Annotated in this window: 23 protein-coding genes; 16 read left to right on the top strand and 7 right to left on the bottom strand. The window is 64.5% G+C overall.

The window, feature by feature from the left end; translation table 11 throughout:
• Positions 1-13: 13 nt before the first annotated feature.
• Positions 14-1,297, bottom strand: coding sequence for a crotonyl-CoA carboxylase/reductase (ccrA, locus tag GY791_17705; protein ID MCP4330264.1), 1,284 nt, complete (start codon positions 1,295-1,297; stop codon positions 14-16).
• A 177-nt stretch (positions 1,298-1,474) separates the two neighbouring features.
• Here ccrA and GY791_17700 point away from each other — a divergent pair, with 177 nt between their 5' ends.
• Positions 1,475-3,475, top strand: coding sequence for a protein meaA (locus GY791_17700; GenBank protein MCP4330263.1), 2,001 nt, complete (start codon positions 1,475-1,477; stop codon positions 3,473-3,475).
• 86 nt (positions 3,476-3,561) lie between these two features.
• Positions 3,562-4,992 carry an SLC13 family permease gene (locus GY791_17695; protein MCP4330262.1) on the top strand — a complete coding sequence of 477 codons (1,431 nt, stop codon included), beginning with the start codon at positions 3,562-3,564 and terminating at the stop codon, positions 4,990-4,992.
• A gap of 17 nt (positions 4,993-5,009) precedes the next feature.
• On the opposite strand, the gene GY791_17690 is transcribed toward GY791_17695, so the two are convergent.
• Together GY791_17690 and GY791_17685 are read right to left on the bottom strand one after the other, a co-directional pair.
• Complete coding sequence (locus tag GY791_17690) at positions 5,010-5,480, bottom strand: hypothetical protein (protein MCP4330261.1); 471 nt, start codon at positions 5,478-5,480, stop codon at positions 5,010-5,012.
• A gap of 24 nt (positions 5,481-5,504) precedes the next feature.
• Positions 5,505-6,239: a TIGR02281 family clan AA aspartic protease gene (locus GY791_17685; protein MCP4330260.1), complete on the bottom strand. Its 735-nt coding sequence runs from the start codon at positions 6,237-6,239 to the stop codon at positions 5,505-5,507.
• Positions 6,240-6,593: 354 nt separating this feature from the next.
• On the opposite strand from GY791_17685, the gene GY791_17680 reads away from it, so the two are divergent.
• The 9 genes from GY791_17680 to GY791_17640 all read left to right on the top strand — a co-directional run bounded on the left by GY791_17680 (position 6,594) and on the right by GY791_17640 (position 15,108).
• Positions 6,594-7,508 (top strand): hypothetical protein, encoded by a 915-nt coding sequence (locus GY791_17680; protein ID MCP4330259.1) that lies wholly within the window; start codon positions 6,594-6,596, stop codon positions 7,506-7,508.
• A 47-nt stretch (positions 7,509-7,555) separates the two neighbouring features.
• Positions 7,556-8,149, top strand: a complete 594-nt coding sequence (locus GY791_17675; protein ID MCP4330258.1) for a polyisoprenoid-binding protein — start codon at positions 7,556-7,558, stop codon at positions 8,147-8,149.
• A 69-nt stretch (positions 8,150-8,218) separates the two neighbouring features.
• Positions 8,219-9,661, top strand: a complete 1,443-nt coding sequence (locus GY791_17670; protein MCP4330257.1) for an aspartate aminotransferase family protein — start codon at positions 8,219-8,221, stop codon at positions 9,659-9,661.
• A 107-nt stretch (positions 9,662-9,768) separates the two neighbouring features.
• On the top strand, positions 9,769-10,080 hold the full coding sequence (locus GY791_17665; protein MCP4330256.1) for a hypothetical protein: 312 nt from the start codon (positions 9,769-9,771) through the stop codon (positions 10,078-10,080).
• Positions 10,081-10,102: 22 nt separating this feature from the next.
• A complete protein-coding gene (locus GY791_17660; protein MCP4330255.1) occupies positions 10,103-10,921 on the top strand; it encodes an alpha/beta hydrolase in 819 nt (272 codons plus the stop codon).
• A 245-nt stretch (positions 10,922-11,166) separates the two neighbouring features.
• Positions 11,167-12,975, top strand: coding sequence for a DNA helicase RecQ (gene recQ / locus GY791_17655; protein ID MCP4330254.1), 1,809 nt, complete (start codon positions 11,167-11,169; stop codon positions 12,973-12,975).
• A 99-nt stretch (positions 12,976-13,074) separates the two neighbouring features.
• Positions 13,075-13,419, top strand: coding sequence for a cupin domain-containing protein (locus GY791_17650; protein MCP4330253.1), 345 nt, complete (start codon positions 13,075-13,077; stop codon positions 13,417-13,419).
• Positions 13,416-14,261 carry a DUF4743 domain-containing protein gene (locus GY791_17645; GenBank protein ID MCP4330252.1) on the top strand — a complete coding sequence of 282 codons (846 nt, stop codon included), beginning with the start codon at positions 13,416-13,418 and terminating at the stop codon, positions 14,259-14,261. Before GY791_17650 ends, GY791_17645 begins: the two co-directional genes overlap by 4 nt.
• Positions 14,262-14,283: 22 nt before the next feature.
• Entirely contained in the window at positions 14,284-15,108 is an 825-nt protein-coding gene (locus GY791_17640) for a hypothetical protein (GenBank protein MCP4330251.1), read from the top strand.
• Here the strand turns inward: GY791_17640 and GY791_17635 are convergent.
• Positions 15,084-15,953: a tRNA glutamyl-Q(34) synthetase GluQRS gene (locus GY791_17635; protein ID MCP4330250.1), complete on the bottom strand. Its 870-nt coding sequence runs from the start codon at positions 15,951-15,953 to the stop codon at positions 15,084-15,086. The genes GY791_17640 and GY791_17635 overlap by 25 nt on opposite strands.
• Positions 15,954-16,046: 93 nt before the next feature.
• Between GY791_17635 and GY791_17630 the strand changes: the two genes are divergently transcribed.
• Entirely contained in the window at positions 16,047-16,676 is a 630-nt protein-coding gene (locus GY791_17630) for a DNA-3-methyladenine glycosylase 2 family protein (GenBank protein MCP4330249.1), read from the top strand.
• A 35-nt stretch (positions 16,677-16,711) separates the two neighbouring features.
• Here the strand turns inward: GY791_17630 and GY791_17625 are convergent, their stop codons facing one another.
• Complete coding sequence (locus GY791_17625; protein MCP4330248.1) at positions 16,712-17,497, bottom strand: DUF427 domain-containing protein; 786 nt, start codon at positions 17,495-17,497, stop codon at positions 16,712-16,714.
• Positions 17,498-17,605: 108 nt separating this feature from the next.
• Between GY791_17625 and GY791_17620 the strand changes: the two genes are divergently transcribed.
• Both GY791_17620 and GY791_17615 read left to right on the top strand, forming a co-directional pair.
• The gene (locus GY791_17620) at positions 17,606-18,277 is read left to right on the top strand and encodes an alpha/beta fold hydrolase (GenBank protein MCP4330247.1); all 672 of its coding nucleotides are present in this window, start codon (positions 17,606-17,608) and stop codon (positions 18,275-18,277) included.
• 8 nt (positions 18,278-18,285) lie between these two features.
• Positions 18,286-19,311 carry a haloacid dehalogenase-like hydrolase gene (locus GY791_17615; GenBank protein MCP4330246.1) on the top strand — a complete coding sequence of 342 codons (1,026 nt, stop codon included), beginning with the start codon at positions 18,286-18,288 and terminating at the stop codon, positions 19,309-19,311.
• Positions 19,312-19,347: 36 nt separating this feature from the next.
• Here the strand turns inward: GY791_17615 and GY791_17610 are convergent, their stop codons facing one another.
• A complete protein-coding gene (locus GY791_17610) occupies positions 19,348-20,538 on the bottom strand; it encodes an aminotransferase (protein ID MCP4330245.1) in 1,191 nt (396 codons plus the stop codon).
• Positions 20,539-20,656: 118 nt separating this feature from the next.
• Positions 20,657-21,256 (bottom strand): cysteine hydrolase, encoded by a 600-nt coding sequence (locus tag GY791_17605; protein MCP4330244.1) that lies wholly within the window; start codon positions 21,254-21,256, stop codon positions 20,657-20,659.
• Between the two features lie 109 nt (positions 21,257-21,365).
• On the opposite strand from GY791_17605, the gene GY791_17600 reads away from it, so the two are divergent.
• Positions 21,366-22,259 (top strand): LysR family transcriptional regulator, encoded by an 894-nt coding sequence (locus tag GY791_17600; GenBank protein MCP4330243.1) that lies wholly within the window; start codon positions 21,366-21,368, stop codon positions 22,257-22,259.
• 122 nt (positions 22,260-22,381) lie between these two features.
• Positions 22,382-22,945: an HNH endonuclease gene (locus tag GY791_17595; protein ID MCP4330242.1), complete on the top strand. Its 564-nt coding sequence runs from the start codon at positions 22,382-22,384 to the stop codon at positions 22,943-22,945.
• Positions 22,946-23,117: the final 172 nt, after the last annotated feature.

The following is a 23,117-nucleotide window of genomic DNA, read 5'->3' as shown; positions in this document are numbered from 1 at the left end:
GTCGGTGCCGGTTTCAGGCCTCGCGGGCGTCTTCGATCGTGCGCATTCCCGGCCGCTTGGCGTTGACCAGCACCGCCATGTTGCCGGGCTTGTGCTCGTTGCGCAGCATCTTCATGTGGGCGCGCGGGATGTCGTCCCAGGCGAAGACTTCCGATACGCAGGGGTCGATGCGCCGTTCGACGACCAGCCGGTTGGCTTGCGCCGCCTGTTTGAGGTTGGCGAAATGGCTGCCCTGGATGCGCTTCTGCCGCATCCATACGAAACGCGCGTCCATGGTCAGGTTGTAGCCGGTGGTGCCGGCGCAGAATACGACCATGCCGCCGCGTTTGACGACGAAGCAGGAAACCGGAAAGGTCTGCTCGCCGGGATGCTCGAAGACGAAATCGACGTCGTTGCCCTTGCCGGTGAATTCCCAGATCGCCTTGCCGAATTTGCGGCATTCCTTCATGTAATCGCCATAGCCGCCGGTGTCGTTGACTTCCGGCAGGCGGCCCCAGCATTCGAATTTCTTGCGGTTGACGACCCCACGACAGCCCAGCTGCATGACGAAGTCGCGCTTCGATTCGTCGGAGATGACGCCGATGGCGTTGGCGCCGGCGGTGGCGATGAGTTGGATCGCCATCGAGCCGAGCCCGCCCGAGGCGCCCCACACCAATACGTTGTGGCCGGGACGCAGGATGTGGGGCCGATGGCCGAACAGCATGCGATACGCGGTTGCCAGCGTCAGCACGTAGCAGCCGCTCTCCTCCCACGTCAGGTGCCTCGGCCGCGGCATGCATTGCTGGGCCTGGACACGGCAAAACTGGGCGAACGAACCGTCCGGCGTCTCGTAGCCCCAGATCCGTTGCGACGGCGAGAACATCGGGTCGCCGCCGTTGCATTCTTCGTCGTCGCCGTCGTCCTGGTTGCAATGCACGACGACCTCGTCGCCGACCTTCCACCGCTTGACCTTGTTGCCGACCGCCCACACCACGCCCGCCGCGTCGGAGCCGGCGACGTGATAGTCCGCCTTGTGGACGTCGAATACCGAGATCGGCTTGCCGAGCGCCGCCCACACGCCGTTGTAATTGACGCCGGCCGCCATCACCATGACCAGCACGTCGTGGCTGTCGAGCTCCGGCGTCGCCACGACCTCGACCTGCATCGCGGTGTCGGGGTTGCCATGCCGGTCGCGGCGGATGGCCCAGGCGTGCATGTTTCTCGGCACGTGGCCAAGCGGCGGAATCTCGCCGACACCATACAGGTCCTTCAGTTCGCCCTCCGGCTCGATTTCCAGTACCTCGGCCGCTTCGCTCATCCCTTCCTCCGACGGTCGCTCAAGGTGGACGGTAATGGGATTGCCTTTTAGCGCGGCGGCGGTTATTTTGCAACGCACAATATGACACTTTCTTTCCAAGGACGCTGAGTCCGGGTAATATTATTTCAAGGAGTAAGGCCCAACCCGTCTGGGTGTCTGGAAACGAAGGAGTGCACGATGGCCGAAGGCACCGATTCTACCGCAGTGCAGCGCGACCGGCCGTGGCTGTTCCGCACCTATTCGGGGCACAGCACGGCGGCGGCCTCGAACGCCCTCTATCGAACCAACTTGGCGCGCGGCCAGACCGGCCTGTCGATCGCCTTCGACCTGCCGACCCAGACCGGCTACGATTCGGATCATCCTCTGGCCAAGGGCGAGGTTGGAAAAGTCGGCGTGCCGATCTGCCATCTCGGCGACATGGAGACCCTGTTCCGGGACATCCCGCTCGCGGAAATGAATACGTCGATGACGATCAACGCCACCGCGCCGTGGTTGTTGGCGCTCTATGTCGCGGCGGCCGAACGCCAGGGCACCGGGCGCGCCGACCTTGCCGGCACGGTGCAGAACGACATCGTCAAGGAATATCTGTCGCGCGGAACCTATATCTTCCCGCCCGAGCCGAGCCTGCGGCTGATCACCGATGTCATCGCCTTCACCTATCGCGAGATTCCGAAGTGGAACCCGACCAACGTCTGCTCCTACCACCTGCAGGAAGCGGGGGCGACGCCGGTGCAGGAACTGGCCTACGCGCTGGCCACCGCCTGCGCGGTACTCGACGGGGTGATGGCGTCGGGCCAGGTGCCGCGCGAGGACGTGCCGCAGGTGGTCGGGCGGATCAGCTTCTTCGTCAATGCCGGCGTCCGCTTCATCACCGAAATATGCAAGATGCGCGCCTTCGCCGAACTGTGGGACGAGGTCACCCGGCTGCGCTACGGCGTCGACAATCCGAAGCTGCGCCGCTTTCGTTACGGCGTCCAAGTCAATTCCCTCGGTCTCACCGAACAGCAGCCCGAGAACAACGTCTATCGCATCCTGCTGGAGATGTTGGCGGTGACGCTGTCGAAGAACGCGCGCGCGCGGGCGGTGCAGCTGCCGGCGTGGAACGAGGCCCTCGGCCTGCCGCGGCCTTGGGATCAGCAATGGAGCCTGCGCCTGCAGCAGATCGTCGCCTACGAAACCGACCTCCTCGAATACGGCGACATCTTCGACGGCGCGCCGGCCATCGAGGACAAGGTCGCCGAGCTCAAACGCGAGGCGCGGGCCGAGCTCGACCATATCCTCGAGATGGGGGGCGCCATCGCCTGCGTGGGTTCGGGCTATATGAAACAGCGCTTGGTCGAATCGAACGCACGCCGGCTGGCCGCGATCGAGGCCGGTGAACAGGTCGTGGTCGGCGTCAACGCCTTTACCGAGAGCGCGCAATCGCCGCTCACCGCCGACGGCGACGGCGGTTTCCTGACCATCGATCCGGCGGCCGAGGCGGAGCAGGTAGCCGGGCTCGAAGCGTGGCGCGCGGCGCGCGACCAAGCGGCGGCGGCCGCCGCGCTCGCCGATCTCGAAGCGGCGGCCCGCGACGGGCGCAATATCATGGAGCCGTCGATCGCCTGCGCCCATGCCGGCGTCACCACCGGCGAATGGAGCGAGGCGTTGCGCCGGGTGTTCGGCGAATACCGGGCGCCGACCGGGGTCGGCCGGGCGACGGCGGTCGGCGGTGACGAATTGGCGCCGGTCCGGCAGCGGGTTGCCCAAGTCTCCGACAGGCTCGGCCGGCGTATCAAGATGCTGGTCGGCAAGCCCGGGCTCGACGGCCATTCCAACGGGGCCGAGCAGATCGCCGTCAAGGCCCGCGACGCCGGCATGGAGGTGGTCTATGAAGGCATCCGCCTGACCCCGGCCGAGATCGTCAACTCGGCGGTCGAAGAGGGGGTGCATGTGGTCGGCCTGTCGATCCTGTCGGGCAGCCATGTGCCGCTGGTCACCGAGATCCTCGACGGCTTGCGTGGGGCCGGGATCGGTGAGGTGCCGATCGTCGTCGGCGGCATCATCCCGCCCGCCGACGAAGCCGTCTTGCGCGCGGCCGGCGTCGCCGCGGTCTATACGCCCAAGGATTACGAGATCTCGGCGATCATGGCCGACATCGTCGACATCGTCGAACGATCGAGCCAGGAAGCGGCGTAGGCGGAACGCGGCCGCCGGCACGGCGACCGCCAAACCGGCAACAGAATTGATTTCCCATGAACGCATAGCGCTCTAGGATCGCCGCCGTGGCGCGCCGCGCCGCGATTCAGGTTCTCGGGAGAGGTTCGATCCCCTCGATTTCGATTCATCTACCCCGCGCCATCACGGCTCTGGTGGTCGTGGCCGCGCTGACGATGGCGGTGGCGCCGGGTGCCTTCGGCCTCGACCCGGCGACCGCGCGGGCCGGCGCGTTGTGTCTGGCGGCGCTGGGCTTCTGGGCGACCGGAATCGTACCCGAATACCTGACCGCGATCGGCTTCTTCCTGATCGCCATGCTGTTCGCCGTGGCGCCGCCGGAAGCGGTCTTCGCCGGCTTTCATTCGACCGCCTGGTGGCTGGTCTTCGGCGGCCTAGTGATCGGCGTCGCGGTCAGGCGTACCGGCCTCGGCGATTGGCTTGCCGCCCATCTCGTCGGCGCCCTCGGCCACGGTTATCTCGGCATGGTCGCCGGCGTCGTACTCGTTGGTCTGGTTCTCGGCTTCGTCATGCCGTCGACGCTCGGCCGGGTGCTGATCATCGTTCCAATCGTGCTGGCGCTCGCCGACCGTTATGGTTTCGAACCGGGCAGCCGGGGCCGCAACGGCTTGGTTCTGGCCATGGTCCTCGGCACCTTCATGCCGACCGCCGCGATCCTGCCGTCGAACGTCGCCAACATGGTGCTGGCCGGCGCCGCGCAAGCGATCTACGGCCTCCAATTCGGCTATGCCAACTATCTGATCCTGCATTTTCCGGTCACCGGTCTGCTCAAGGCGCTGTTGATCGTCGGCGCGACGTGGCTGTTCTTCCGCGACACCCCGCGGGCGGAGCCGGCGACCGATCCCGAGGCCGTGCCGCTGAGTGGCGACGGACGCAAGGTCGGGCTGATCCTGATCGGCGCGCTGATCCTGTGGGCGACCGACGAATTTCATGGCGTGAACCCGGCCTGGGTCGCTCTCGGCGCCGCTTTTCTGTGCCTGCTGCCGCGTTTCGGCGTGGTCCCGGTCGATGCCTTCAATCACGGCATGAACCTGGGCTCGCTGTTCTACGTCGCCGGAATCCTCGGCCTCGGCGCGGTGCTCGCGGTCAGCGGCGCCGGCGATCTGCTCGGGCGGGCGCTGGTCCAGGTGCTGCCCTTTCAGTTGGATGCACCGTTTCTCAACTTCTTCGACCTCGCGGTGTTTTCGACGGTGCTCGCGTTCGGAACCACGGTGCCAGGGGTGCCTGCCGTTATGGCGCCGATCGCGCCGGACCTGGTGGCGGCGACCGGCCTGCCGCTCGAAACCGTGCTGGCGACGTCGGTGATCGGGTTTTCGACCGTCGTCCTGCCCTACCAACTGCCGCCTCTGGTCGTCGCCATGGGGCTCGCCAAGATCCCCATCCGCGCGGCGGCCCGGCTGACGTTTCCGCTGGCCGTGGTGACGCTTCTGATCCTGACGCCGCTGAACTATCTGTGGTGGCGCGCACTCGGCTATTTGTAATTCGACCGAATGGCGCTCTAGGTCGCCTCGCCGACATAGGCGCCACAGCCGACGATGAAATCGCCGACCGGCACCATCCAGGCGCGCTTGGTGGCGAAGGTGCCGAGCTGCGGGTGGAGCCAGACGTATTCGACCCAGAACCCTTCGCTGGCGCCCTCGGCGCGCACGACCATTTCGAGAACGAAGGATTTCCCGTTGGGGTCGCGGGCGGCCAGGGCGTCGCCGCCGATGGAGCCGGTATCGGGATGGGACTGAACGATACCGTTGCGGTCGAGGACGAAAATATAGAGGTCGCGATCGACGTAGGGCCCGTCCAAATCGATGAGCAGGTGGCGCGCGCGGTCGATGCCGATGTCGCGGACCAAATCCGCCGCCCCTTCTGCCAACGCGCGGGCTTCCGCCGTCGTGCCATAGGGCCCGCCCAGCGCCCGATCCGCCGGCCACAGCAGTAGGGCGAAGAGCAGGCAAAAGGTGCTACGGGCCAACATGAAGCGGCTCCCGATTGACCGGGGCTACGGCGACAGCGTCATCGAATTTCCCTCGACACGGTAGCCGCCGATGCGGTCGAGGAAGGTCATGCCGAGCAGCGAGCCGTCCATCGGCGCGCCGTTGACCGAGGCGCGCACATTGTACACCACGATCGGGCCGACCGAGACCGCGCCCAAGGTCACCGGGGCCGCCTTGACCTCGCCGTTGGCGGTGATGAAGGTCTTGCTGTAATTGAGGCGGTCGACATCGAATCCAAGCCGTTCGGCATCGGCCGGGCTGAGCACGACCTCGCTAGCGCCGGTATCGACGAGGAACCGAATGTCGACGCCGTCGACATCGGCCACGACCGCGAAGTGTCCGCCACTGGAGCGGCGAAAGGCGACCGACCGGCCATCGGCTTCGACCCGGCCGTAGTGAGGCGCCAGCTCGGCGATGATGCGGTCGTTCAAGCGAATGACATCGTCACGGTAGCTGTAGGCGAGGATCAGCCCGGCGCCGATCAAGATCCAGATCGCCGCCTGCTTCAGCGCCGTTCCCGGCCGCGCCCGGATGCGAACCACGACCGCCGCGCCGAGAACGATGAGCCAAATCAGGTGATGGGTTAGATAGGCGCCGTCCCCGGAACCGCCGAAAGAACCCGGATTGAGGCCGGCGACCCAGTAAATCAACGCGCCGACCGCGACCGCTGCACCCAGGAACCACAGCCACAGGGGGCCGCGTCCACGCGGGGGGCGCTGGTGTTGGGGGTCGTGGCTCACCGCGGTCTCCTCGCGTTATTCGTCGCACTGGCGGGTTCTCTTGAGATATGGGCAAATCGGGCCGACACAAGGGCGCGATTACCAACGGCCGCCAGTTCGCGCCAGCGGCCGGCCCCGGGATTCAGCGATTCCTGATCGAGAATCCGTCCGCGCGTATTGCGCTCTATTGCCCGCGGCTCGCGGCGGCATTTGGCGATTCTCACGAAATCGTGATCTTAACGAAGGCAAGGCAATGAATTACCTTTCTCGGCAGTTGTTGATGGACTGGGGTATTTTCCCGACAGATTTTCGGCATGGCACTCGGCGGCGTTGCGCAGGCATTTCGCCGTTGTGCCGCATGAGACTAAGGTCGCAATGACGGAGATGTTGCAGAATCCAGCCGTGCAGGGCGGCGTGCTGCCGTTTGCCGCCGCCTTCGTCCTGGTCGTGGTGATCCGCTTCGGTGGTGGCGGCACAATCGGGCCGCGGTTCGCCATTCTGGCGGTCTGCCTATCGTTCGCCGGTGCCTACTGGCTGCTCGAAGGCACGCCGCCGCTGCCGCCGGTGTCGGCGAAACAGAAGCTGGCCTACCTGGCCGCCATCGCGATCGTGCTCGGCTTCCTGCTCGATGCCTACCGGGCGGAGACGACAGTGGTCAGGGCGGTGACCGCGTTCTTTCCCCTCGGCGCCGTCCTGTGGCTTGCCGAGCGGAAACTGTTCGCCAGCCCGAGCGTTGATTTCATCCTACTCGTCCTGGGGCTGTGGCTGGCGGCGGTGCTGAGCCTGTGGCTGCTCGAATTCGCCGCCCGGACGGCGCACCTGCGCATCGACACTCCGGCGGAGAGGGGGCCCCTCGACGCGGCGACGGTGCTGATGGTCGCCGCCTTCGCGGCCGGCGTGATTTCCCTGTTCGGCGCGTTCATCGGCCTGGCGCTGGTCTCGGTCGCCCTCGGCGCCGGCCTCGGCGCCTTTATGCTGATCAACTACCTGCATTACTTGGTCGCCGGGCGTTCCCTGAAATTCGGCGCTATCGGCGTGGTCGGGCTCGGCTGCTCCTGGTTCGCCGGTATCTATGTGATGGCGTTGTTCGGCGGCGACGTCAGCATCGGCGCGCTCGCAGTCCTGATCCTGGTCTTTATCGCTGATCTCTTCGCCCGCCATATCCGGGTCGGCTCCGGGCTTGGCGGGCGCATCCTCCAGCCGCTGCTTTATGGCGCCGCCGTCGCCCTGCCGGCACTCGCCGCGGTCGGCCTCGCTTACATCACCAAGACGCCGGACGCCGGTTATTAGAACCCAAACCCTCGTTGACCCTATGACCCACGGAAAAGGAGACTCTCATGTTGAAATCGAAGATTCCCGCCTTGCTCTTTGGCGCCGCCCTGATCGGGGCCGTAAACCTCCCGGCATCGGCGAGCGCCGCCGACAACTACCAATTTGATCCGGCCCACTCTTTCGTCTATTTCAAGATCAATCACTTGGGTTGGTCCGACCTGATGGGCCGGTTCAACGGCGTTGAAGGTGCGCTCGTTCTCGACGAGGAAAACCCGGGAAACAGCTCGGTCGAGGTGGTGATCGACGCCAGCAGCGTCGACACCAATCACGAGGCGCGCGACAAGCATTTGCGGAGCCCCGATTTCTTCAACGCAGAGGAATTTCCCGAGATCACGTTCAAGAGCACCAACATCGAGCGCATCGACGATACAACCGGACGCATGACCGGCGATCTGACCCTCCTTGGCGTCACGAAGCCGGTCACCTTCGATTTCAAGTGGGGCCAGCCGTCACCGAACCCGTTCAACGAAAAGGCAACCCACACCGGGTTTAGCGCCGAACTCGACGTTAAGCGGAGCGAATGGGGGATGGACAAGTTCATACCCGGGATCGGCGAGGACGCCACTCTGTTTATCGGCGCCGAAGCCATCAAGCAGTAAGCGAACGCTTTCGCTATCATGGGCCGGTCCGGTTTTCGGGCCGGCCTATTTTATTGAGTGTCGAGGAAGATGGACCGATCCCACTTGCCCGCGGCAGCATTTGTCGCGCCCGACGGATCCAACCGCGCCGCCGTCGAGGATTTGACACACCGTATTGTCGAGCTGGCGGCGAATTGGGCGTCGACCGCAGGCGCGCGGTCGCCGCTGCCGGACGACGGAAGCCTGCCGGATTCGCCCGTGATTCCCGAGACGGCGCGGCCGGTCGACGATATCTTGGCCGAACTCGGCAGCCTCGTGGACGGATCGATGAATGCCGCCCATCCGGGATATATCGGCCACATGGATTCGATCCCGGCGACGATATCCGTACTCGGCGAACTGCTCTCGGCCGAGCTCAACAACAACATGCTGAGCCTCGAAATGTCGCCCCTGCTGTCTCGTCTGGAGCTGGCGGTCGTCGATGCGTTCGCGCGTCAATTCGGGTTCGGTCCCGGTGCCGGCGGGGTGCTGACCAGCGGCGGCAGCCTGGCCAACTTGCAGGCCTTGGCGGTGGCCCGCAATCGCGCTCTCGGCGATGCCGCGTGGGCGGCGCTGGATCGCAACCGGCGCCCGGCGATCTTCGCGTCGGCCCAGGCCCACGCATCGATCCGCAAGGCGGCCATGATCCTCGGCGTCGGCGCCGAGGCGGTGATCCCGGTGGCGGTGGACGCCGACTATCGCATGGACCCCGCCGCGCTCGAAACGGCGGTAGCGGAGCATCTCGCCGCCGGCGGCGTCGCGATGGCGATGGTCGCCACTGTCGGCACCACGATCACCGGCAGCATCGACCCTCTGCCGCCGATCGCCGAAATCGCCCGGCGCCACGGTGTTTGGCTCCATGTCGACGCCGCCTATGGCGGGGGATTGGCGTTTTCGAAGTCTGCCGCGCCACTGATCGCCGGCATCGAGGCCGCCGACTCGATCACCTTCAATCCGCAGAAGTGGCTTTATGTCGCCAAGACCTGCGCGTGCGTCCTATTTCGCGACAACGATACGCTGCTCCAATCGTTTCGCATCGACGCGCCCTACATGGCGGAGACCAACGGGTTCGTTAATCTGGGAGAGCTGTCGCTCCAGGGGACGCGACACGCCGAAGTGCTCAAGCTGTGGCTCACCCTTCAGCATATCGGGCGGCAGGGATTCGATTCATTGATCGAGGCCGGGATCGGTCACGCGACGCGGCTGGCGTCACAGCTCGCGCAGCGCAGCGGGGTCGCCGTTGCTTGCCGACCCCAAACCAATCTGGTTTGCTTTCGTTTGGTCCCGCCCGGCGACGAGACGGAGGCCGACCGACTGAATGCCGAGCTTCAGCGGGCGCTGCTCGCCGAGGCGCGAATCTTTCTCTCCCTCCCCCGCCTCCTCGGTCGCCGCTGGTTGCGGGCGGTCCTGCTCAATCCGTATACCGAGTGGGCCGATATCCAGCGCCTGCTCGACAAGGTCGACGAATTCCGCGCGCGGTTTATTGACGGTTAACCGGCGGGGCGTTAAGGTCTTTCGCATGACAACGCGAGCTCTCATCCGGCGAATTAACGGCCCGGCGCCCACGGGGCGTCCGGGACGTGCTGTTTGCCGGAATCCTGATGCAAGGGAGTTTGCGTATCATGTCATCGACGACATCGACTGATTTTCAACCCACCGCCTGTTTCTATGTCTGCGCCGTGGCCGAGCCGGGGGTCATGCCGCGGGTCCTCGGAATGTTTGCCAAGCGTGGGCTGGTTCCCAATTCGTGGCACAGCCTGCTTAGCGGGGTCGCGGGAGACGAACTGCATATCGATATTCAGGTCGCCGGCATGGCGGCCGAGGAAACGGACTACGTCGCCCGTTGCCTGCGCCAGCTGGCCTATGTGGAAACCGTCCTGACCTCGGAAAAAGGCTACGCCAAGCGGGCCTGAACGACGTCTCGGAGGAGGGAACGTGCCGACGACGCTAGTCCGCGGACGCCGGGTCGCCTATTTGGATTCGGGCGACGGCGAACCGGTCCTGCTTCTACACAGCTCGTCGAGCAGCGGCGCGCAATGGTCGCTGTTGGTCGAGGAGTTGCGGGCGCGCGGCTACCGTGCGCTGGCGCCGGACCTGCTCGGCTACGGCGACAGCGAGCCGTGGCCCGCCGGCGCGGCGCTCGATGCCGAAGACGAGTTTGCCCTGGTGCGGGCGCTCGCCGACATCGCCGGCGCGCCAATTCATCTCGTCGGCCATTCCTATGGGGCGGCGATCTCGTTGCGGATGGCGATGGCGGATGCGCTTCCGTTGCGTAGTCTCGTGCTTTACGAGCCGGTGCTCTTCTCGATCCTCGAATTGGCCGGCGAGACCGCGCTTCACGACGAGATACGGCGGATCGGCGATAACTTTATCGCCGCCGTCGCGCGGGGCGACCCGGCACCCGGTGTCGGTGGCTATGTCGATTATTGGAACGGTGACGGCGCGTGGGCGGCGCTGCCGGACAATGTCCGCGCCCGTGTCCTTCAATCGGCGGACAAGGTCGCCGCCGAATGGGCGATCGGCTTCGCGGTCGATTTCTCCCTTGCCGACATGGCCGCGATCGCTGTCCCGACCTTGGTCGCGCGGGGTGGGGCGACCAACGCGACCACCGCGCGCATTGCCGAATTGGTCGCCGCCACCATCGATGCTGCCCATCTCGCCACCATCGAAGGCGCGCGCCATATGGGTCCGATCACCCATGGCGAAGCGGTCAATCGTGAAATCCTGCTGCATCTCGAGAACGTGGCGCGGTGACCCTGCCATCGAACAACGAATGCGCGATCATAACGAGGGTCACTTTTTAGCAACCCAAGTTCCACTCGATGGAATTCGAGCGCTTTAGCCGTAGACGATACTCATTGCGAAGAATGAAACTCTCTTATGGCCAAGATTGGGCGGCGGAAATGGAAGGGAGCGTTATTTGCTTCCATAATTGAACCGGCATCGGACTTACCGCGATCAGGCAACAACGTTCATGATTCCGCCAGGAGGCCCCGCAAGTGAGGAACGCGCCGGAGCAATTGCTGAAATCGATATTTGGTTTTCCGGTTTTTCGACCGGGCCAGCGGGAGATTGTCAAACGTTTGCTGGCGGGCGCTCATACACTCGTCGTTATGCCGACGGGGGCGGGTAAGTCCCTGTGCTATCAACTATCGGCTCTGCTGAACGACCGCCCAACAATAGTTGTTTCGCCGCTGGTAGCGCTCATGGATGACCAAGCTGCGGCGCTAAAAGCCAACGGGATTGACGTCGGCTGTATCCATTCCGGCCGCTCGCGTGCGGAGAACGTCGAGGATTGGCGGCGCGTTCAGGCGGGTGCGGCTAAGCTGCTCTACATGTCGCCGGAGCGCCTCATGACGGACCGAATGCTTGCCGCGCTCGATGCCGTAGATCCGGCAATGTTCGTCGTCGACGAGGCCCATTGCATTTCCAAGTGGGGAGCCAGTTTTCGCCCGGAATATGAAACATTGTCAGAGCTCAAGGACCGATTTCCGACGGCAACGCTGGCTGCCTTTACTGCGACCGCGGATAGTGCGACACGCCAGGACATAAACAAGAAAATCTTCGGCGGGCGTGGCGAAATCATTGTGTTCGGTTTCGACCGACCAAATTTGCGGCTCGGCGTAGCGCCCAAGACCGACTGGCGCCGGCAACTATTCAATTTCTTGGAACCTCGGCGAAATGGTGCGGGAATCGTGTATTGCCTGTCCCGCCGCTTGACCGAGGAGGTGGCGGCCCTGCTTGCGAAAGAAGGTTACCGGGCGCTGCCCTATCACGCCGGACTACCCGCAGGGGCGCGCAGAGAGAACCAGGAGATTTTTATGGCCGAAGAGGGCGTGATCATGGTGGCGACCATCGCCTTTGGCATGGGGATCGATAAATCGGATATCCGCCACGTCTTGCACCTAAACCTGCCCGGTAGCATGGAGGCTTACTACCAGGAGATCGGGCGCGCGGGGCGTGACGGAAAAGCGGCTGAAGTTCAAATGCTATATGCCTTGGATGACATCCGAATGCGCCGCCGGTTCATTGATCAGGAAGCCTCGGACGAAGACCACAAGCGCCGCGAACACAAGCGACTGGATTCACTCTTGGCCTATTGCGAGGCGACCCAGTGTCGCCGAGTCGCCCTTCTCGCATACTTTGGCGAAGCATCATCGCCTTGCGCGAATTGTGATGTTTGCCTTGATCCGCCGACGGTTATCGATGGCACGACGGAGGCGCGAATGCTCCTATCCGCCATCGCTCGAACCGGACAGCGGTTTGGCGCGGCACATATCATAGACGTCTTGGTTGGCAGCACCTCGGAGAAGATCCACGCTCGCGGGCACGATCAGCTGCCGAATTTCGGCGCCGGCCAGTCACACCCCAAGAGCTTCTGGCGGGCCTTTATCCGACAGGCGGTCGCGGGCGGTTACCTTTCGATCGATATCGAACGCTTTGGCGGCCTGAAACTTTCGCAAAAGGGCGAAGCGGTTTTGAAGGGCATAGATCATTTCTACTTCCGTGAGATTCCAAAGCCAACGGCATCGGCAAAGACATCGAAGCGGGCGCATCTATCGTTGCAGTCAGTGGATGATATCGACACAGAACTGCTAACGCGGTTAAAGGCGCTGCGACGTGAGTTCGCCCTTGAGCGGGGCGTGCCGGCGTTTGTGATTTTTTCCGACGCGACCTTGCATGATATGTGCCGATTGCGACCGGCAACTCTTGAACAAATGATTCAGGTTGGCGGCGTTGGTCCGAAGAAGCTCAAGGATTTCGGCAAATCGTTTCTTGATGCTATCAACGCGGATAATTCGGCGTAGAATCGATTCTGTTGAGGTTTGGGCGAGGCGGCCGGTGAGGCGCCGTCCGAATCGCGCTATGATATTTGGCCAACGTGACGATAGGAGGGAAGCCGCGCCATGAACGACATCGGAAGCCGGCCTTGGGATGGCCAATACGAGATCAAGAACACGACGATCATCGCCGAAACGATGGATCTGCGCGCCTTGCACGTTACGCTCGCCGCCGGCGATGTCATCCCCTGGCATTTCCACAGCCAAGTCACCGAGAATTTCACCTGCGCCAAGGGTGCGTTGGTGGTCGAATCGCGTGCGCCGCGCGAGGAACACCGGTTGCAACCGGGCGAACGACTGACCCTCGAGCCGAAGACGGCTCACCGGGTCAGCAACGGCGGCGATAGCGATTGCTGTTTCGTCCTGGTACAGGGCATCGGCGCTTACGACTATACCCCCGTCGGCGGATGAGCTTCCTCGACCGCATCGCAGCGTGCAACAACGCGGACCTGTCACGCTACCGCCGGTTCTTCGTCGATGGCCACGGGGTCGGATGGGTCGGCGAGACGATGGCGGAACGCCTGCGCGAACTCCCCGAGGTGTTTACAGTGCTCGTCGATTCGGTGACCCTGAACCCGGACATACGCGGTTTCGAGGAGCGCTCCGAGACGGTCGAAAAGGTCCTGCGGATCCTCGCCGAAGACGGCACGGTCACCACCTGGCGAGACGAGGCTTATCCGGTTTCGCTCTCCTTCACGGCGCCGCCATTGTTGAGAATGGAGCGCGCAGCGGTGCCCTTGTTCGGCGTTCGCGCCTATGGCGTTCACGTCAATGGGTTTGTCCGCGACGGCGGCGAGATTCGGATGTGGGTCGGCAGGCGATCACCCGACAAACCGACCTATCCCGGTATGCTTGACAATATGATCGCCGGCGGCCAACCGCTGGGCATTGGGCTGATGGACAACCTGGTCAAGGAAGCGGCAGAGGAGGCGGCTGTCCCGGAGGCGATCGCCCGCACTGCGCGCGCCGTCGGCGCGATCACCTATTGCGCCGAGACCGAAGAGGGCCTGAAGCCGGACGTGCAGTTCTGTTACGACCTGGAATTGCCGCCGGATTTCACCCCACGCAACACCGACGGCGAGATCGCCGAGTTTTATCTGTGGCCGGCCGACGAGGTGCTTCGGGTCGTCGCCGAGACATCCGATTTCAAGTTCAACTGCAACCTGGTCATCATCGATTTCGCGGTCCGCCACGGCCTCATCCCGCCGGATCATCCCGACTACCTCGAAATCGTTCGCGGCCTGCGCCAGTAGCCGGCGCGGGGAAGGGCAATCCATGAGCCGGAACTCGGCCTCGCTGACCAAGCGTGTTAGCGGTTCGGCCTATCGGGCATTCAAATATATCGATGCCATGATACCCGGCCGGCCGATCCCCGCCGACCGGCCGGGAAACGTCGTCATGTTCCATGCCGGGCGTTCGGGTAGCACCGTGCTCGGGCATATGCTCGGCGACAATCGGGAGATCTTCTGGGATCACGAGGTGTTCAATCCGAACCATGGCCTGTGGCGGGAGCAAACCGAGCCGGCCGTCTTTTTGCGCCGGCGCATGGGCCGGGCGGGACGGCGGTTTTATGGCTTCGAATTGCAGCTCCACGGACCGGAAACTTTCGGTCGCGATTGGCCGGGCTTGATAGAGCTTCTCGCCGCGGCCGGGATCAGCCATTTCATCGTTCTACAGCGCCGTAACGTCCTGCGCAGTATCGTGTCGCGGACCGCGGTTCATTTCGGCGGCCACCGCCATCACCGCCGTCACATGTGCGCGCCGCGGCGGCGGGTCACGATCGATGTGGACGAAGCCCGTTTTTCGGAAGGCCGGCTCCCCTTGGTGGCCGGATTGGCGCAGGTGGAAGCCGAATTCGCCGCTTTGCGCTCGGCCCTCGCGGGGTCTGCCGCGCTCTCTTTGGTCTACGAGAACGACATCGCCGACGATCCGCGCATCGCCTATGACAAGACATGCCGGTATCTGGGGCTTTCGGCATTGCCGGTCGCCGTCAAATACGCCCGGGCCAATCCCTATCCGCTGCGCGAGACGATCGAGAACTTCGCCGAGGTGAAGTCGGTTCTCGCCGGAACGTCCTATGGCTGGATGCTGAATGAATAGGCCGCAATCTGGCCATCGGCCGCGATCGCCGCGGCCTCGTCGGCGGTGACGCCGTTTTCGCGCAGGTCACGCAAGGTCGGCGGCCGGTCGCGTTTGGCGAAGCGGCGGCCCTCGGCATCGGTGATCAGCGGATGATGGTGATAGTCCGGGGTCGGCAGGCCGAGCAGGGCCTGGAGCAGGCGGTGTATGTGGGTCGACGGCATCAGGTCGCAGCCCCGGGTCACCAGTGTCACGTTCTGCACCGCGTCGTCGACGGTAACCGACAGGTGATAGCTCGTCGGCGTATCCTTCCGCGCCAGCACGACATCGCCGAACGCCCCCGGCTTTGCCGTCACCTCGCCGGCCTCCCGGTCGGTCCAGGTCAGCGGGCCGGCGGCGGCGGCCGCGGCCGCCATGTCGAGACGGAGGGCATAGGCCGCTCCGGTCTCCATCCGCGCCGCCCGTTCGTCGGGCGCCAGCTCGCGGCAGGTACCCGGATATGTCGGACCGTCCGGGCCATGGGGCGCGGCGCCGATCGTCGCGATCTCACGTTGGATGTCCTTGCGGGTGCAGAAACACGGATAGAGCAGTCCGGCAGTGATGAGGGCATCGAGCGCGGCGCGATAATCAGTGAAATGCGCGGACTGGCGGCGCACCGGCCCGTCCCAGTCGAGGCCGAGCCAGGCGAGGTCTTCGACAATGGCGTCGTCGAATTCCGTTCGGCACCGGCCGCGATCGATGTCTTCGATGCGCAGCAGGAAGCGCCCTCCCGATTCGCGGGCCGCGCGCCAGGCGAACAGCGCCGAATAGGCGTGACCGAGATGAAGGTGTCCGGTCGGGCTGGGAGCGAATCTGGTGCAGATCATGATCTCTGTATCGCGGCCAACGCGATGTTCCTATACCATCGCGCGCTGTCTTCGGGGGCAAATCTCGGTGCGGCGCGAACTATGAAACGACAGCTGACCAAAACCTCGCTCGCTCGCGGGCTCGATGAACTGGCGGCTCGCGATCCCGATATCGCGCGCGCGCTCACGGCCGCCGGCAGGCCCGCCCTGCGTCGAGCGGAGATGGGATTTCCGGCGCTTTTGCGGACCATCGTCGGGCAGCAGGTTTCGACCCATGCGGCACGCGCCATATGGGGCCGCGTCGAAGGCGGCTGCCAGCCGATGTCGGCGGAAAAATTCGCCCGGCTCAGAACGACCACTCTGCGCAAGATGGGATTGAGTCGTCAGAAGATCGAGTATTCCCGCGCGCTTGCCCGTCACGTCGCGAGCGGCGCCCTCGACCTCGACGGCCTGGCGCAGTTGGAGGAAGAGGAGGCGATCGACCGACTCATCGAGGTCAAAGGCATCGGTCGCTGGAGTGCCGAGATCTACCTGCTGTTCGCTCTTGGCCGTGCCGACGTGTGGCCGATCGACGACCTCGCCTTGGCCAAGGCGGTGATCCATATGAAGGGTCTGAAGGGGACACCGAAACGGGCTAAGTTGGTTGCCGTGGCCGAACCCTGGCGGCCGTGGCGTGGCGCCGCCGCCCATCTCATGTGGCACTACTACCACCACCTCAACGACCGCGAAGGCGGCGCGATCTAAGCCAGGAACGAAACGCGAGCTCGCTGGCCCGGTTTTCAGGACCACTTGGTCTTGGGATTTGCCTCGGCCAGGCCGTCGATCGAGATGGCGTCGACCCGCTCGTTGAAAAAGCACAAGTGATCCTTGATCCGCGCGACCTCGGCGACCGGGTCGGGATAGCTCCAGACGATGTCCGCGTGGGCCTGGTTCCCGTTATCGACCGACCAGTAGATCGCGGTTCCCTTGTAGGGGCATTGCGTGGTGCGGTCGCTGGGCGAGAGCCGGTCCAGCCGCACGTCATCGCGCGGGATGTAGTAGCGCGCCGGCAGGCCGGTCTCGACCAGGAACAGCGCGCGTTCGGTTTCGGCCAACACCTCGCCGTCGACCACGACCTGCACCGGCCGCGCGCTGCGCACGATATCGATCCGCGTATAGGGGTCACGGGCGTGGACGAAGACCTTCTCGTCCTCTTCGTACCAGGCGTCCATGCGGTCCCAGTAGAAGGCCATGTAGCCGGCGATTTCCGCCACCTCGTCGTAGGGGTCTTCATAGCTCCACACCGCGTTCTCGGCCGTTCGGCCGCCGGCGCCGACGGTCCAATAGGACGCCTCGCCTTTGAACGGACAATAGGACCGATGATCGGTCGCGCTCAGCAGGTCCATGCGCACGTCGTCGCGCGGGAAGTAATAGACCGGCAGGTGTTTGGTCTCATGGAGCAGGCGCACCGCCGTCGTATCTGCCACTATCTCGCCGCCGAATTCGACCCGCACCCGTTTGGCGCTCGGCTCGAAAGCGATGCGATAACCCGGATGCTTGGCGTAGCCCGGTGCCGTTCCGTCCATCCTGCCCTCCTATTCGCCATTCGCGTGTTGTCATGATATCGGCTTTCTTCGGGCTGGCGGCAATGGGTGAATTCGGATAGGAAAACGGCGCCACGGAAAGGATCCCGCATGCCCGACTCTCCCGCCCTCGACGGGCCCGGCTTTGGCCCCGCCAGCGGCGGAGCGCCGCGTCAATTGGTCGTCCTGCTGCACGGCTGGGGCGCCGACGGCAATGATCTCATTGGCCTCGCTCCGCCGATGTCGCGATTCTTGCCCGATGCGGAGTTTCTGTCGCCGAACGGGCCCGAACCCTGCGACGCCAACCCCATGGGCCGGCAATGGTTTCCGCTTTCCGACATGAGCCCAGACGAGATGCTGCGCGGCGCCAAGGGCGTGGCGCCGGCGATCGACGCCTATCTCGATGCGGCGCTCGCCGAACGCAACCTCGGCGACGACCGGCTGGCCTTGATCGGGTTTTCCCAGGGCACCATGATGGCGCTCTATGTGGCGCTACGGCGGCCGCGCGGCTGCGCCGCCGTCGTCGGCTATTCCGGGCTGCTGATCGGCGGCGAAACGCTGACCGTGGAGGCCCGTTCGAAACCGCCGGTCCTGTTGGTCCACGGCGAGGACGATCCGGTGGTTCCGGTCGCCGCCTTGCCCGCCACGGTCGACGGGCTCAGCGCCGCCGGCGTCGCCGTCGAGTGGCACCGCCGGCCGCGGGTCCAGCACGGCATCGACGAGTTCGGCCTGGTCGCCGGCGCCGAATTCATCGCGACGGCGTTTCGCGAATCGGATCCCTAGGGGCTATCATGTTTCCACATCTCCACCGCATACCGGCCGTCATGCTCGCGCTCGCTACTTACCTCGCTTTGGCGACGCTGGCACTCGCGCAGAGCGACCCGCTTCCGTCGTGGAACGACGGCGCGGCCAAGCGCGCGATCATCGAGTTCGTGCGGACGACGACCGACGAGTCGAGTACGGATTTCGTACCCGCGGCCGAGCGCGTCGCCGCCTTCGACCAGGATGGCACGCTGTGGGTTTCGCACCCCATGTATGCCGGGCTGATGTTCAGCGCCGACCGCGTCCCGGCGGTGGTAAAGGAAAAACCCGAGCTCGCCGAGATCGAGCCGTTCAAAAGCGTGCTCGCCGACACCGCGGCGGCAGTCGCAAAGCTGCCGATGCACGATTTCATGACGACGCTCGACGCGACGACGACCGGAATGAGTGTCGAGGTATTCAACGCCGAGGTGCAGCAATGGCTCGCCACCGCCAGGCACCCGCGCTGGCGACGGCCCTATACCGATCTCACCTACCTCCCCATGCAGGAGCTGTTGGCATACTTGCGCGCCGCCGGCTTCAAGACCTACATCGTCACCGGCGGTGGACAGGATTTCGTGCGGGTATATGCCGAGCGGGTCTACGGCGTTCCGCCCGAGCAGGTGGTCGGCACCGCCCAGCGCACGTCCTATACTTATGACAAGCATGGCAAGCCGGTTCTTATCCGGGAACCGAAGACTTACATTCACGTCAACGACGCGGGCAAGGCCGAGGGCATCCACCTAATGATCGGGCGCCGGCCGCACGCGGCATTCGGCAATTCGACCGGTGATCGGGAGATGCTGGAATACACGAACGCCGGCGATGGCGCGCGTCTGGCGATGCTCGTATTGCATGACGACGCCGAGCGCGAGTATGCCTACGGGCCTGCCCAGTCGCTGCCCGACACCAGAGTGGGCAGGTTCACCCAGGCGCTCTACGACGAGGCAATGATGCAGGGCTGGGTCGTCATCAGCATGAAGAACGACTGGAAGCGGATCTTCGCCTTCGAGGACTAGCGGATTGCGGTGAGGGTGCGGGGCCCCGACTCCTGACTACCCCAAGCGCGCCAGTCGGCTGGCGAGCTCGTCGAGTTGCCCGGTGTCGGCGTTGGCGAAGGCGACGCGCAGATATTCGCTTTGGCTCTCGCCGAAAAACTCGCCGGGCAGCACCAGCAGGCGCTGGTCCGCGGCCAGCCGCTTGGCGACATCGATCGACGATGTGCCGGCGAAGGGATGGCGCAGGTAGGCGAAGAATGCGCCACGAGAGACCAGATCATAGGGCGGGCGGTGGCGTTGGAAGGCGTCGTCCAGGGCGTCGATCAGGCCCAGCACCCGGGCGCGTTTCTCCTCCCGCCATGCGGTCAAGTGTTCGAGCCCATAGAGCGCCGCCAGTTGGCCGATATGGGGCGGGCAGATGGTAATGGTGTCGGCGATCTTTGCCACCGCCGCCATGATCCTCTCGCCGGTAACCAGCGAGCCGACGCGGTAGCCGGTCAGGCTGAAGGCCTTGGAGAAACTGTAGAGCTGGATGAGCGTGTCCCGCCAGCCCTCTTCTTGGAACAAGGTATGCGGCGGCTGCGGTTCGTCACCACCGTCGGCGGGGCGGAAATCCTTGTAGGTCTCATCGATGACGAGAGCGAGACCGTGGTTCGCCGCGAGGTCATAAAACGCCTTGAGCCGGGCGTTGGAATAGATGGTGCCGGTCGGATTGTTCGGCGTGATCAGCACGATAGCGCGCGTGCGCGGCGTGATCAGGGCCGCTGCTTCCTCGGGGTCCGGCACCATGCCCTCGGTGCCCGGCCGGCAGGGCAGGGGAACCGTCGCGATCCCCTGCATGTCGAACCACATGTCGTGATTGAAATAGAACGGTTCCGGCAGGATGACCTCATCGCCCGCCCCGGCGACGGCGAGAGTGGCCATGCAGAAGGCGTGGTTGCAGCCGGTGGTGATCGTGGTTTCCGCCGCCGATATCGGGGCGCCATATTCGCCGGACAGGGACGCGGCGAGTGATTCGCGCAGGGCGTCGAGACCCAGGATCGGTGTGTAGAATGCGGTTCCCGGTTCGCGCACAGCGCCGGCGAGATAGTCGAGCAGTTCGGGTGCCGGGTCGTAATTGGGGACCGCCTGGGCCAAATCGAGGGGCGCCGCGTTGGTCGCCGGTGCCGCCCCTTGCAGCCAGCTTTCGGCTTCGGCGATCGGCGGCGACGCGACCCGGTCGAGGGCAGAATTGATCATCGCCGCCATGATGATTCCTCCGGATCGAATGCCTGTGCCGTTGCCTTGTGAATAGCAGTCGGCGCGGCGCGAGTCACATCATGTCTCGGCTCCCGTCCTCGGCGAAGCTGGAGCGCTCGAGGCCAGGCTACTCCTCGAGCGCGGCCGCGTTGGCGACGATGATCGCAAAGCGGTCGGCGAGGGCGGCGACGGTTGCCCGGTGGAGGGTACCGGCATCGATAATATCGCCGCCCGGCTGGGGCAGGTCACGGGTCGCCGCGGCGCCGGCGACGAGCGTGCTGCGGTAGCCGAGGTCGACGGCAGCGCGGATCGTCGAGCTGACGCACATATGGGTCATGAATCCGGCGACGATCAGCTCGCGCTTGCCGGTCCCTCGCAGCTTCTCGTCAAGATCGGTATGGGCGAACCCATTCGGCATCGACTTGCCGACCACCGTCTCGCCGTCGACCGGTGCCGCCTGGGGTGCGATCTGACCGCCCGGGCCGTCGAGATCGAACAGGCCGCCGGCTTGGCCGCCGTGAACGATATGGATGATCGGCGCCCCCGCGCGCCGCGCCTTGGCGGTGAGGTGCAGGACTTCGTCGAGAGCATCGTCGACGCTCGGTAGCTTGAGGCCGCCGCTGACATATTCCATCTGGCAATCGATCAACACCACCGCGGCATCCTGAAGACGCGGCGGCGCCAGGTTGGCCCCGGCCATTTGCAGGAGGGTCTTGGGCGTGGTCATCCGGCTTCTCCCAGCACAGTAACGGAAGACCATAAGGCTTGGGTTGCAAAATTGCCGAAACAATAGCCAAAATCGCAGTTTCGGACTGCAGTATTGCAGGGTAATGCTTATGAACTGGGATGACTTGCGTTATGTGTTGTCGGTGGCCCGCAGCGGGACCCTGTCCGCCGCCGCCGATCAGCTCGATGTCAACCAGACAACGGTCGCCCGGCGGCTCGCCGCCATCGAGCACGATCTCGGCGCGCGCCTGTTCGACCGCGTCGACCGTCGTATGGTCGCGACAGCGGTCGGCGCCAGTGTCGTCGCTCACGCCGAAACCATGGAAGGCGCGGCCGACCGCCTCGAGCGGACGGTGGCCGGCCGCGACACCGCGCTTTCGGGGACGGTGCGGCTGACCTCCGTCGAATCCCTGTTGGCCAGCTTCCTGGTGCCGCGGCTCGCCGCGTTCCGGGACACGTACCCGGATATTGCGCTCGAGTTGATCGGCGACAACACCAATCTCAACCTGGCCCGCCGTGAGGCCGATATCGCTCTCCGCTTGGCCCGGCCGCGGGAAGGGGTGGCGCGCACCCGCCGCCTCGCCGACATCGGCTATGCGATTTATGGCAACGCAACCTATATGACGGGGCGGTCCGCGCTCGCCTTGCCCGATCTCGACTGGATCGGCCACGACGAGACCCTGTCGCACATCCCGGAGGCGGTGTGGTGCCGGCGCTCGGTGCCCGGATTCCAGCCGGTCCTGCGCTGCAACGGCGTTCACGCCATGGTCGAAGCAGTCAAGGCGGGGATCGGCGTCGGCATCCTGCCGTGCTATCGCGGCGACAGCGAGCCCGGCCTCGTCCGCGTGACCGGGGCCGCGCCGGTGGTGCGCCGTGAACTCTGGATGCTGGTCCATGGCGAATTGCTCAAAGTAAGCCGGGTCCGCAGCGTCGTCGATTGGCTCGCATCGCTTACCGGCGCGCACAAATCACGTCTCTCCGGACAGCATGCGAGCACCGATTGAGGTCCAACATCGGAGGGCATCAATTTGGAAACGCTCGAATTTTTCTGGTCAATCGACGACAAAACGGTAACATGCGGCCGGGTATACGGGAGAACGATAAGGGTACATCGGGCGGCGACGATATGACGGCGACATTTGAAGCAAGCCCGGCTTTGGTGCTGAACGCGGATTTCCGTCCGCTCAGCTATTTCCCATTGTCCCTCTGGAGCTGGCAGGAATCGATCAAGGCGGTGTTCCTCGATCGCGTCAACGTGGTCTCGGAATACGACCACGTCGTGCATTCGCCGAGTTTCCAAATGAAGCTGCCCAGCGTGATCTCGCTCAAGGAGTACGTGCCCGGATCGCGGCGTCCGGCCTTCACCCGGTTCAACGTCTTCCTGCGCGACAAATTTACCTGCCAGTACTGCTATCACCGCTTCGCCGTCGAGGACCTGTCCTTCGATCATGTCGTGCCGCGTTCGCGCGGCGGACGGACCAATTGGGAGAACGTCGTCGCGGCATGCCGCATTTGCAATCTGCAGAAGGGCGATCGGCTGATATCCGAAAGCCGGATGAAGCTGCAGTACCCGCCGGCGCAGCCGACGACCTGGCAGTTGCAGGAGAACGGCCGCTCGTTCCCGCCCAACTACCTCCACGAAAGCTGGCGCGATTTCCTCTATTGGGACAGCGAGCTCGACAGCGAGTAGGTCGCGCCGATTGCCGCCTAGAGCAGTTTCAAAGAACTCCGAGTCAATTCTGTTTCTCATCCGGCGTGCCGGTCCACCAGGAAGCAAGTGCGGCGCGATGCCGAAGCATCGGGCAAGCTTGCTGACGCCGTGGCCGGCCGCCGGATGGAAACCCTACGGGACGGTCGGTTTT

This window comes from Alphaproteobacteria bacterium (assembly GCA_024244705.1).
Lineage (GTDB): Bacteria > Pseudomonadota > Alphaproteobacteria > JAAEOK01 > JAAEOK01 > JAAEOK01.
The sequence above is the reverse complement of the archived record's forward strand: the minus strand, read 5'-3'. Positions and strand labels throughout refer to the sequence as shown.

Coding starts and splice junctions, on each gene's coding strand:
- GY791_17620 (MCP4330247.1), top strand. CDS start 17,606: ATGCCCGACTCTCCCGCCCTCGACGGGCCCGGCTTTGGCCCCGCCAGC.
- GY791_17645 (MCP4330252.1), top strand. CDS start 13,416: ATGAGCTTCCTCGACCGCATCGCAGCGTGCAACAACGCGGACCTGTCA.
- GY791_17670 (MCP4330257.1), top strand. CDS start 8,219: ATGGACCGATCCCACTTGCCCGCGGCAGCATTTGTCGCGCCCGACGGA.
- GY791_17605 (MCP4330244.1), bottom strand. CDS start 21,256: ATGACCACGCCCAAGACCCTCCTGCAAATGGCCGGGGCCAACCTGGCG.
- ccrA (MCP4330264.1), bottom strand. CDS start 1,297: ATGAGCGAAGCGGCCGAGGTACTGGAAATCGAGCCGGAGGGCGAACTG.
- GY791_17625 (MCP4330248.1), bottom strand. CDS start 17,497: ATGGACGGAACGGCACCGGGCTACGCCAAGCATCCGGGTTATCGCATC.
- GY791_17600 (MCP4330243.1), top strand. CDS start 21,366: ATGAACTGGGATGACTTGCGTTATGTGTTGTCGGTGGCCCGCAGCGGG.
- GY791_17640 (MCP4330251.1), top strand. CDS start 14,284: ATGAGCCGGAACTCGGCCTCGCTGACCAAGCGTGTTAGCGGTTCGGCC.
- GY791_17675 (MCP4330258.1), top strand. CDS start 7,556: ATGTTGAAATCGAAGATTCCCGCCTTGCTCTTTGGCGCCGCCCTGATC.
- GY791_17700 (MCP4330263.1), top strand. CDS start 1,475: ATGGCCGAAGGCACCGATTCTACCGCAGTGCAGCGCGACCGGCCGTGG.
- GY791_17635 (MCP4330250.1), bottom strand. CDS start 15,953: ATGATCTGCACCAGATTCGCTCCCAGCCCGACCGGACACCTTCATCTC.
- GY791_17650 (MCP4330253.1), top strand. CDS start 13,075: ATGAACGACATCGGAAGCCGGCCTTGGGATGGCCAATACGAGATCAAG.
- GY791_17595 (MCP4330242.1), top strand. CDS start 22,382: ATGACGGCGACATTTGAAGCAAGCCCGGCTTTGGTGCTGAACGCGGAT.
- GY791_17615 (MCP4330246.1), top strand. CDS start 18,286: ATGTTTCCACATCTCCACCGCATACCGGCCGTCATGCTCGCGCTCGCT.
- GY791_17665 (MCP4330256.1), top strand. CDS start 9,769: ATGCAAGGGAGTTTGCGTATCATGTCATCGACGACATCGACTGATTTT.
- GY791_17690 (MCP4330261.1), bottom strand. CDS start 5,480: ATGTTGGCCCGTAGCACCTTTTGCCTGCTCTTCGCCCTACTGCTGTGG.
- GY791_17610 (MCP4330245.1), bottom strand. CDS start 20,538: ATGGCGGCGATGATCAATTCTGCCCTCGACCGGGTCGCGTCGCCGCCG.
- GY791_17680 (MCP4330259.1), top strand. CDS start 6,594: ATGACGGAGATGTTGCAGAATCCAGCCGTGCAGGGCGGCGTGCTGCCG.